This is a genomic window from Rhodopseudomonas sp. AAP120, assembly GCF_001295845.1.
Classification (GTDB): Bacteria; Pseudomonadota; Alphaproteobacteria; order Rhizobiales; family Xanthobacteraceae; genus Rhodopseudomonas.
In genome coordinates this window covers 1-9,503 of record NZ_LJIC01000195.1, presented here as the reverse complement: position 1 = coordinate 9,503, position 9,503 = coordinate 1, and the positions used below count along the sequence as shown (strand labels likewise).

Below are 9,503 nucleotides of genomic sequence, written 5' to 3'. Positions count from 1 at the left end.
CCCCCCCCATCCACGCCTTTTCCGCATTTGCGGCGGCAAGGCGTGGATGCCCGGCACAAGGCCGGGCATGACGTGTGGAAACGAATGTACCTGACGTTACGGGCCGCATGTCCGGTGACGCTATACGGGGGACGGCGATAGAGTCGAAGTGTGGCGTTCCGTTCTGCCGCTAACCCCCCGCTCGCCACTCCGGCACGCCATCGGCGCCTGCCGTAATCGCTCCGCGGGCGCCGACGGGGGTGCGATCCAAATCCGTTAGCACCGCGAGCGTTGCCTGATCCTGCGCCGGGACGCGCGCCAGCGTGCGGGCGCCGTCCGGCGTACGCAGCACCACGACGCCGTGCTCGACGTCGCCGCGGCCGGTGTAGATCACCGTCGAGCTCTCGATGATGGCGTCGCCCGTCACGTCGGTGACGAATGGCGGCACGTCGCCGTAGGCCGCGTCAGCCTTTGCCTGCACACTGACGTTTTCATCAAGCGCCGCCTGCGCCGCCTCGCGCGACACTACCAGCGCGTGGTGTTTGGTCACGAAGCCGCCTTGCCCGTACAGCAGGCCGAGCTTGCCGCCGGCGCGCAACTTGCGCACCATCGCGCAGGCGGCGTGGGTCATGTAGGTGTTGAGCGGCGCACCGAAGAACGTCAGGCCACCGGTCACGGTCGGCTGCACGTCGTCGCCGAGCCCGAGCGTGCGGCGAGCCATCTTCGGCACCACCGGGAAGCACGAGTACAGCTCGATCGCATCGAAGGTGCGGCCGTTGCCGCCGACCATCGCCAAGATGGTCTCCAGCACAGCGTTCTGCGCGTGGCTCTGCATGAACTGATCGCGCGCCAAAAAGTCGCGCGGCTCTTCGGCCGAGGCGCCGCCGTGGATGTAGATCAGCTGGCTGTCAGGGATGCCGGCCGCCCGCGCACGGGCCAGCGAGGTCAGCAGCACAGCGCCGCCGAAATTGACGCTCGGATTGGCGACCATCAGCTTGGTGTAGGGCCAGGCGATCAGCCGGTTGTCGGCGGACGGCGTGGTGATTTCGTCCGGCCTGTAGGCGCGTTTGATCCACGCATTGGGGTTCGCCGCGGCGGCCTCCGCGTAGCGCGACCACAGCACGCCGGATTCCGCGAGCGCCTGGCGCGGCGTCTGGCCCCAATGCGCCGCCGTTGCGGCTTCGTACAGCGGATACACGGTGATCGGCCGGGCGACGCCGAGTTGCGTCGCCAGCGGCTTCTGGAACGCCGCGCCGCGCTTCGGCTCCGGCGCATCGCTGGCGAACGGCGTCCACGGTAGCTCGAGCTTGGCGCGCGCCGCCTTGGTTGCGGTCGACTGGGCCTCGGCGCCGCACACCACGGCGACATTCGCCTCGCCGCGCTGGATGCGTAGCGCCGCCTCGTGGATGAAACGGATCGGGCTCTCGCCGCCCACCGGCCCGTAGAAGCAGTGCTTGGGCGTCACGCCGAGACGCTTGGCGAGTTGCTGCTCGGGATCGTGATAACGCCAGCTCAGAAAGTTGACGATGTCGAGGGAGTCGATGTCGCGAAGCAGGCCGGCGGCGCTGTCGTCACCGGCGCGCCGTACCGCGGCTTCCAGCAGCGCCAGCGGCTCCAGCCCTTGCGCGATGTCCTTGGGATGATCGGCGATTTCGCCGACACCGACGATAACGGGAATGCGCTCGGGCGGGAGCTGGCTGATCATGGCGATTCTTCTTGTTAGTGGAGAGAGGCGATCGTCAGAGCCGGACGTTGTCATTGCGAGGAGCGAAGCGACGAAGCAATCCAGCGCCGGATACGCGGCATCTGGATTGCTTCGTTTCGCTCGCAATGACGACGAGAGACTCCAATGAAGAACTCAGAACGCCGTGTAGCCGCCGTCGATCACGAACGTGTCGGCGGTGTGATACGACGACGCCTTGCTCATCAGATACACCGCGATGCCGCCGAAATCTTCAGGCTCGCCGAAGCGGCGCACGGGGATGCGGGGCATGACGTTGCCGACGAACTTGTCGTTGCCCATGATCCCGGCGGTCATGTCGCTCTTGATCCAGCCGGGCAGGATCGCGTTGGCGGTGACGTTGTGGCGGGCGAGTTCGACCGCGAGCGCACGGACCAGCGCGTTGATCGCCGCCTTGGTGGCCGCGTAGTGCTCGTTGCGCGCGGTGCCGAAGATCGAGGCGAGGCTGGAGGTCGCAACCAGCCGGCCGAATGCATCACCGTTCGCGGCGCGCTCCGTCATGTGCCGCGCCGCGGCCTGGAAGGCGTGGAAGACGCCGTCGAGATTGGTGGCGAACATCGAGCGCCACTGTTCCTCGGTGCGATCGATGAACGCATGCCGTCCGCCGCCGCCGATGCCGGCATTGGCGAAGCAGCCGTCGACGCGACCGAAAGCTTTCAGCGTCGCGTCCATCGCCGCCTTCACGGAGGCCGGATCGGTGACGTCGCAAACGTGCGACTCGGCTTTGCCGGGCAAGCTGGAGAGGCTCGCGACCGCGGCCTTGTTCTTGTCCGGATTGCGGCCCCAGATCGAGACGTTACAGCCCGCGGCGGCAAGCGCCTGCGCCATGCCGAGACCGATGCCGCCATTGCCGCCGGTGACCACTGCGACGCGGCCGCTCAGATCGAAAATGCTCATACAGCGTTTCCATTTTTGTTGTTGGGCGCTAAACCGTGCACCACGGCAGCGCGCTGTTATCGTGGCTCGACCATGGACAAGCGCGCCGCAAAAATCAAATATGGCTTCGCCGAAAGAGGCCTTCCATTCCGCGGAATAACGCGGCCATAGCGAGGAAACTATGCAGTTCAAACACGTCACGCTCGATTTCGAAGGCCCGGTCGCCGTCCTGAAGCTAGATCATCAGGAAGTCATGAACGCGGTGTCGATCGACATGCTGGGCGGCCTCGGCGAAGCGCTCGATGCGATCGAAGACAAGCGCGCCGAAGTACGTTGCCTGGTGATCACCGGTGCTGGCCGCGCGTTCTGCACCGGCGCCAATCTGCAGGGCCGCAACTCCGGCAACAACATGAGCCAGAGCGGCAAGGGCGCGGGAGCTGCGCTCGAAACCGCCTTCCATCCGTTCCTGCGCCGGCTGCGCAAGCTGCATTGCCCGATCGTCACTTCGGTCAACGGTCCGGCCGCCGGCGCCGGCATGAGCTTCGCGCTGATGGGCGACATGATCCTGTGCGCCAAGTCGTCCTACTTCCTGCAGGCGTTCCGCCGCATCGGCCTGGTGCCGGATTGCGGCTCGACCTGGCTGCTGCCGCGCCTGGTCGGCAAGGCACGTTCGGTCGAATTGTCGCTGCTCGGCGAAAAGCTGCCGGCCGAGAAGGCACTGGAGTGGGGCCTCGTCAATCGCGTCTACGACGATGCCGAGCTGTGGGCCGAGACCATGAAGCTGGCGCAGGAACTCGCCAACGGCCCGACCATCGCGCTGTCGCTGATCCGCAAGATGTACTGGGATTCGTCGGAGAATTCGTTCGAGGACCAGCTCAACCTCGAATTCGAATGCCAGCGCATCGCCGGCTCGACCGACGATTTCAAGGAAGGCGTCGGTGCGTTCCTCGAAAAGCGTCCCGCGCAGTTCAAGGGCAAGTAACCGCGCATGGCTCAGGCCGCGATTGCGGACGCGCTCGCGCACAGCGTCAGACGCTGGTGCGCGGGCGCCACGGGTGTTCGCGCCGCCGCGCAGCTGTCCGGCGGCGCGAGCCAGGAGACGTGGTCGTTCGTGATCGAGCGGCCTGACGGCGACATCGCCGCGATCCTGCGCCGCTCGCCGCCGGGCTACGGCAGCGTGTCGGGCCGCGCTGCGGGGCTCGATGCGGAAGCGGAGCTGATGCGGCTGGCTTACGACGCCGGCGTGCCGTCGCCGCGCGTGCTGCACGTGCTGACCGAGGACGATCAGCTCGGTGCCGGCTTCATTATGCAGAGGGTCGAGGGCGAAACCATCCCGCGCAAAATCCTGCGCGACGATCAGTTCGCCGCTGCGCGGCCGAAGCTGGCGCGGCAGATCGGCAGCATTCTGGCCGGCCTGCACGGCATCGATCGCGCCGCGCTGCCCGCGTTGCGCACGATCAGCTCGACCGAGGAGATCGGGCTGTTGCGGGACGATTATCGCGCGATGGAGTGGCCGCGCCCGGTATTCGAGCTGGCGTTGCGCTGGCTCGCCGATCACGATCCCGGCGCATCGAAAGTGGTCACGCTGGTTCACGGTGATTTCCGCCACGGCAACCTGATCATTGGCCCGGACGGCGTGCGCGCCGTGCTCGACTGGGAGCTGGCGCATTGCGGCGATCCCATGGAAGACCTCGGCTGGGTCTGCGTGAATTCCTGGCGGTTCGGCGAGATCGACAAGCCGGTCGGCGGCCTAGGCTCGCGCGAGGACATGTTCGCGGGCTATCAGGAGGCGGGCGGCACCGTCGACGCCGATCGCGTCAAGTTCTGGGAAGTGATGGGCACGCTGCGCTGGGGCATCATGTGCTGCGGCATGATGCAGCGGTTCCGGCAGGGACCCGATCATTCGATGGAACGCGCGATGATCGGCCGCCGCTCGTCGGAAACCGAAATCGATCTGCTGCGGCTTTTGGCGCCGCGCGGGTGACACGGACGCGCACGGTCGGCGTGCGACCAAACGCTTGCTGAGCTAAACGAGGAGTCGATGCAGGACGAACCGAGGCCCGACGAACTGATCAAGGCGGTGGCCGATTTCCTACGCGACCACATCGCGCCGCAGATCACCGGCCACGCGGCCTTCAAGCTCCGCGTCGGCATCAACGCGCTCGATCTGGTGACGCGGCAGCTGGCACTGGCGGATGACAGTGACGCGGCCGAGGCGGCGCGGCTGAGAGAATTGCTCGGCGCCGACGGTTCGCTGCACGAGCTCAACGGCGTGCTGTCGGAACGCATCGCCTCCGGCGCGATGGACCTGTCGACGCCCGGGTTGACCGACCATCTGTGGCAGACGACGCTGGCCAAGCTCGCGGTGGATCAGCCGAACTACGCAAGCTATCGGCGGGAGATGGGCCAGAAGTAGTTGGTCGGCTGAGCCGGAGTCGGTTTGCCGTCGCCGCGTCCGACACCTATCGTTCGTCATTCCGGGGCGCGTTGAGCGAAGTCTCGGTGCCCGCCATGGGTCACAGCAAATGCTGCGGCGTATGGATTCCGGGCTCGCGAGCTGCGCTCGCGCCCCGGAATGACGAACGAGCGGGCTTGTGCGCCATTGTCGTCTGCCGTCATTGCGAGGAGCGCAGCGACGAAACAATCCAGCTCAGTGCAGGATCATGGATTGCTTCGCTTCGCTCGCAATGACGGGGAGAGGTCTTACGACCAACTACTTCCCCGTCCAGTTCGGCTTGCGCTTCTCCGAAAACGCCTTCGGGCCTTCGATGTAGTCCTGCGAGGCGACCATCGCCTTCACGGCCGGATAGTCGCGCTGTTCGGCGATCGCTTGCGGCAGCGATACTTCCAGGCCGCGGCTCAGCGTCTGCTTTGAGGCACGGATCGACATCGGCGACACGGTGCAAATCGTCTCCGCCCAGCGCTCCGCAGCGGCGAGCGCTTCGCCTTGCGGCACGACTTCGTTGACGAAGCCGAGTTCATAGCCCTCCTGTGCCTTGACGTGGCGGGCGGTGAGGATCATGCCCATCGCGCGCTTCAGCCCGATCTGGCGGGGCAGGCGGTGCAGGCCGCCGGCGAGGGCGGCGAGGCCGACGCGCGGCTCCGGCAGCGCGAAGGTGGCGTTCTCCGACGCGATGATCAGGTCGCAGGCGAGCGCAATCTCGAAGCCGCCGCCCATCGCGACACCATTGACCGCGGCGATGATCGGTTTGTCGCAATCGAACCGCGACGTCAGTCCGCCGAAGCCGCTCTCGCCCCAGCCGCGCTTGCCGCCGCTCGCCTGCCACTTCAGATCGTTGCCGGCGCAGAACGCCTTGTCGCCGGCGCCGGTGACGATCGCCACCCACTGCTCGGGATCCGCCGCGAAGTCGTTGAACACGCCTTCGAGCTCGTAGTGCGCGTCGGTATGCAGCGCGTTGTACACTTCGGGCCGCGACAGCGTGACGATGGTGATCGGGCCCTTGCGGGTCACGGTGGAGAATTGCAACGCCATCGACGTGTCCTTTTTTCGTTGGGCAGAATTGATGCGGCTGAAGCGCGCTTGACTTGTCGTGCGCAGCGCATGTTAATCACTCGCTTAACAAGATCAACAACAACACGAAGACCGTGGGAGCACGCCTTGGATCTTTCTCTGCCGCAAGATCTGGTCGCCTATCTGTCCGAACTCGATCGCTTCATCGATGCCAAGATCAAGCCGCTGGAACAGGCGGACGACAACATCCGCTTCTTCGATCACCGCCGCGAATGGGCGCGGACCGATTTCGAGAACGGCGGGCTGCCGCGTCACGAATGGGAAGAGCTGCTGCGCAAGGCGAAGAACCTCGCCGACGATGCCGGGCATCTGCGCTTCGCGATCCCGAAGCGTTACGGCGGCCAGGACGGCAGCAATCTTTGGATGGCGGTGATCCGCGAGCACTTCGCCTCGCAGGGCCTCGGCCTGCATAACGACCTGCAGAACGAGCATTCGATCGTCGGCAACTTTCCGATCGTCAAGATGCTGGATCTGTACGGCCGCGACGATCAGAAGGCGATGATCGACGGCTCGATCAAGGGCAAGTATCGCATCACGTTCGGACTGACCGAGCCCGACCATGGTTCCGACGCCACCCACATGGAGACGCGCGCCGAACCGGCAACGCGCGACGGCAAGAAGGGCTGGGTGATCAACGGCGAGAAGATGTGGACGACGGGCATGCACGTCGCCACGCATTGCGCGCTGTTCGCCCGTACCTCGGGCAAAGACGGCGACGCGCGCGGCATCACCTGCTTCCTGGTGCCGGCCGATGCACCCGGCGTGAAGGTCGAGGAATATCTCTGGACCTTCAACATGCCGACCGACCATCCCCGGGTGTCGTTCAAGGACGTGTTCGTCACCGAGGAGGCGCTGTTCGGCGAGGTCGGTCGCGGCCTGTCACTTGCGCAGTGCTTCGTGCACGAGAACCGCATCCGCCAGGCGGCGTCGTCGCTCGGCGCGGCGGTGTTCTGCATCAATGAGAGCGTGAAGTACGCGCGTGAGCGCAAGCCGTTCGGCGAGGAGCTGGCGCGCAACCAGGCGATCCAGTTCCCGCTGGTCGAGCTTGCGACCCAGGCCGAGATGCTACGCCTCTTGATCCGCAAGACCGCGTGGGAAATGGATCAGATGACCCAGGCGCAGGTCGAGCACACGCTGTCCGACAAGGTGTCGATGTGCAATTACTGGGCGAACCGGCTGTGCGGCCAAGCGTCCGACCGCGCGATCCAGGTCCACGGCGGCATCGGCTATTCGCGCCACAAACCGTTCGAGCACATCTACCGCCATCACCGCCGCTATCGCATCACCGAAGGCAGCGAAGAAATCCAGATGCGCAAGGTCGCGGGCTTCCTATTCGGCTATATGGGAGCCAATAAGCGGTGAGGTCACGTGCCCCGGACGCGCTGCGGCATGAAATGCCGCTGCGCAGATCCGGGGTCCCGGTCCTGTTAGTGTGAGACATGAAGCAACCGGGGTCCCGCATCTGCGGAGCAGCGCCCCGCGCTGCACCGCGTGCGGGACACGGTGCTAGCAGCTTAGTTCACCTGCCGATCTTTCCCCACCCAATACGGATCGCGCAGATGCCGGCGCAGGATCTTGCCGGAGGCGTTGCGGGGCAGGGCCGGGATGAAGTCGATCGACTTCGGCGTCTTGAATCCGGCGATGCGGCTGCGGGTGAAGCCGATGATGTCCTGCGCGGTCGCTTCCTTCCCCGGCTTCATCACCACCACGGCCTTCACCGCCTCGCCCCATTGCTCGTCGGGCACGCCGACCACCGCGACTTCGGCGACGTCGGGATGATCGCAGATCGCGCTCTCGACCTCGGCGGGGTAGATGTTCTCACCGCCGGAGATGATCATGTCCTTGATGCGGTCGTGGATGTAGACGTAGCCGTCCTCGTCCATGTAGCCGGCGTCGCCGGTGCGCAGCCAGTTGTTGGCATTGATGGTCTTCTTGGTCGCCTCCGGCAGATTCCAGTAGCCCGCCATGTTGGAGCCGGAGCGGGTGGCGATCTCACCGACCTGCCGCGGCGGCAGCGGATTTCCGTCAGGATCGAGAATAGCGATCTCGACACCCGGCAGCGCCTTGCCGGCCGAGCGCATCCGCTCCAGCCCTTCGACGTGATCCTCCGGCGGCAGCGCCACGATGGTGCCGGTGGTCTCGGTCATGCCGTACATCTGCACGAAGCCGCATTTGAAGACCTCGATGCATTCCTTCAGCAGCGCCGCGGGAATCGGCGAGGCGCCGTACAGCATGTACTTCAGCCGCGAGAAATCGACTTCACGGGCGCGCGGCTGCCGCACGACGAACTGCATCGCGGCCGGCACCATGAACAGCTTGGTGATCCCGGACTGTTCGAAGAAATCCAGCACCTTGGTCGGATCGAACTCGCGCGCGATCACGCCCTTGGCACCGTGATAGATGCTCATCATGCCCCAGCCGGAGCCGCCGATGTGGAAGATCGGCATCGCGACCAGGGAGACGTCGTCGGTCGTCCAGGTGTTCCACTCCGGCTTGTTGTCCTTCCCGGCGCGGACCAGCGACAGGAAGTTGGCGTGGCTCAGCATGGCGCCCTTCGGCTTGCCGGTGGTGCCGGAGGTGTAGAGCTGGATCGCGATGTCGGACGGCGCGATCGCGACCTGTGGATCGTCGCTCGGCTGCGCGTCGCGCCACTTCTGAAAGTCCTGCCATTCCGGCGCGCCGCCCTCGGTGGTGATGATAGCGCGTACGCTCGGGATCTGATCCTTGAGGCCGCGGACCTGATCGACGAATTCCGGGCCGACGAACAGGATCGCGGCCTTGCAGTCCTCGACGATGTAGGCGACCTCGGGGCCGGCCAGCCGCCAGTTCACCGGCGCCATCACCACCTTGGCCTTGATGGCGCCGCCCCAAATCTCGAAATAGAAATCGCTGTTCTTGCCGAGATAAGCGATGCGCTCGTTCGGCTTCACGCCGGAGGCGGCCAGCGCCCTGGCGATCTGATTGGTGTGCGCATCGAACTGCGCGAAGCTGGTGATGCGGCCTTCGAATTCGTAGACCACGTCGTCGCCACGCGCCTTGGCCTGCGCGCGAATGACGTCGGCCAGCGTGGCCGGCTCGGACGATACAGCCGGCGCGGAGGGCGCCTTCTCCTGAAGGTCGGACATTGTCTCTCCCTGATTTTTATTAGTTGCTTGTTGTTTGGCCGAAGTCTGCCGCGCTTCGCGAGCAAACACAAGCGGGGAGGGATGTCGCGGGGAGGCGAGTGCGAGCTACGGGTGTAGGTTGCAGTCGATGCGCCCATCGAAATGAGCGGTCGGTTCGATCGACACGTTGTTAGTTGGCGCGGCGCGAGTTGAAGCCCCTCCCCCTTGCGGGGAGGGTCGGCCGAGCGAAGCGGAGGCCGGGGTGGGGGTC

At 65.5% G+C, this 9,503-nt stretch carries 8 protein-coding genes; 4 read left to right on the top strand and 4 right to left on the bottom strand.

The genetic code is table 11. The annotated features are described in order from the left end of the window. Positions 1 to 169: 169 nt before the first annotated feature. Positions 170 to 1,684, bottom strand: coding sequence for an acetyl-CoA acetyltransferase (locus IP86_RS25820; protein ID WP_054165307.1), 1,515 nt, complete (start codon positions 1,682 to 1,684; stop codon positions 170 to 172). 153 nt (positions 1,685 to 1,837) lie between these two features. Then, positions 1,838 to 2,617 carry an SDR family NAD(P)-dependent oxidoreductase gene (locus tag IP86_RS25815; protein ID WP_054165306.1) on the bottom strand — a complete coding sequence of 260 codons (780 nt, stop codon included), beginning with the start codon at positions 2,615 to 2,617 and terminating at the stop codon, positions 1,838 to 1,840. Between the two features lie 160 nt (positions 2,618 to 2,777). On the opposite strand from IP86_RS25815, the gene IP86_RS25810 reads away from it, so the two are divergent. The 3 genes from IP86_RS25810 to IP86_RS25800 are packed head-to-tail and all read left to right on the top strand — an operon-like array spanning position 2,778 to position 5,012. Beyond that, positions 2,778 to 3,578: an enoyl-CoA hydratase/isomerase gene (locus IP86_RS25810; RefSeq protein WP_054165305.1), complete on the top strand. Its 801-nt coding sequence runs from the start codon at positions 2,778 to 2,780 to the stop codon at positions 3,576 to 3,578. Between the two features lie 6 nt (positions 3,579 to 3,584). Continuing rightward, on the top strand, positions 3,585 to 4,580 hold the full coding sequence (locus IP86_RS25805) for a phosphotransferase family protein (protein ID WP_054165304.1): 996 nt from the start codon (positions 3,585 to 3,587) through the stop codon (positions 4,578 to 4,580). A gap of 57 nt (positions 4,581 to 4,637) precedes the next feature. Continuing rightward, positions 4,638 to 5,012 carry a DUF6285 domain-containing protein gene (locus tag IP86_RS25800; protein ID WP_054165303.1) on the top strand — a complete coding sequence of 125 codons (375 nt, stop codon included), beginning with the start codon at positions 4,638 to 4,640 and terminating at the stop codon, positions 5,010 to 5,012. A 297-nt stretch (positions 5,013 to 5,309) separates the two neighbouring features. On the opposite strand, the gene IP86_RS25795 is transcribed toward IP86_RS25800, so the two are convergent. After that, positions 5,310 to 6,089: an enoyl-CoA hydratase-related protein gene (locus IP86_RS25795; protein WP_054165302.1), complete on the bottom strand. Its 780-nt coding sequence runs from the start codon at positions 6,087 to 6,089 to the stop codon at positions 5,310 to 5,312. A gap of 126 nt (positions 6,090 to 6,215) precedes the next feature. Here IP86_RS25795 and IP86_RS25790 point away from each other — a divergent pair, with 126 nt between their 5' ends. Beyond that, a complete protein-coding gene (locus IP86_RS25790) occupies positions 6,216 to 7,490 on the top strand; it encodes an acyl-CoA dehydrogenase family protein (RefSeq protein WP_054165301.1) in 1,275 nt (424 codons plus the stop codon). Between the two features lie 152 nt (positions 7,491 to 7,642). Here IP86_RS25790 and IP86_RS25785 read toward each other — a convergent pair whose 3' ends face one another. After that, positions 7,643 to 9,253 (bottom strand): fatty acid--CoA ligase, encoded by a 1,611-nt coding sequence (locus tag IP86_RS25785; RefSeq protein WP_054165300.1) that lies wholly within the window; start codon positions 9,251 to 9,253, stop codon positions 7,643 to 7,645. Between the last annotated feature and the right edge of the window lie 250 nt (positions 9,254 to 9,503).

What these genes read in the sequence shown, in the direction of transcription:
- IP86_RS25820 (WP_054165307.1), bottom strand. Translation starts at nt 1,684, where the DNA reads ATGATCAGCCAGCTCCCGCCCGAGCGCATTCCCGTTATCGTCGGTGTC.
- IP86_RS25815 (WP_054165306.1), bottom strand. Translation starts at nt 2,617, where the DNA reads ATGAGCATTTTCGATCTGAGCGGCCGCGTCGCAGTGGTCACCGGCGGC.
- IP86_RS25810 (WP_054165305.1), top strand. Translation starts at nt 2,778, where the DNA reads ATGCAGTTCAAACACGTCACGCTCGATTTCGAAGGCCCGGTCGCCGTC.
- IP86_RS25805 (WP_054165304.1), top strand. Translation starts at nt 3,585, where the DNA reads ATGGCTCAGGCCGCGATTGCGGACGCGCTCGCGCACAGCGTCAGACGC.
- IP86_RS25800 (WP_054165303.1), top strand. Translation starts at nt 4,638, where the DNA reads ATGCAGGACGAACCGAGGCCCGACGAACTGATCAAGGCGGTGGCCGAT.
- IP86_RS25795 (WP_054165302.1), bottom strand. Translation starts at nt 6,089, where the DNA reads ATGGCGTTGCAATTCTCCACCGTGACCCGCAAGGGCCCGATCACCATC.
- IP86_RS25785 (WP_054165300.1), bottom strand. Translation starts at nt 9,253, where the DNA reads ATGTCCGACCTTCAGGAGAAGGCGCCCTCCGCGCCGGCTGTATCGTCC.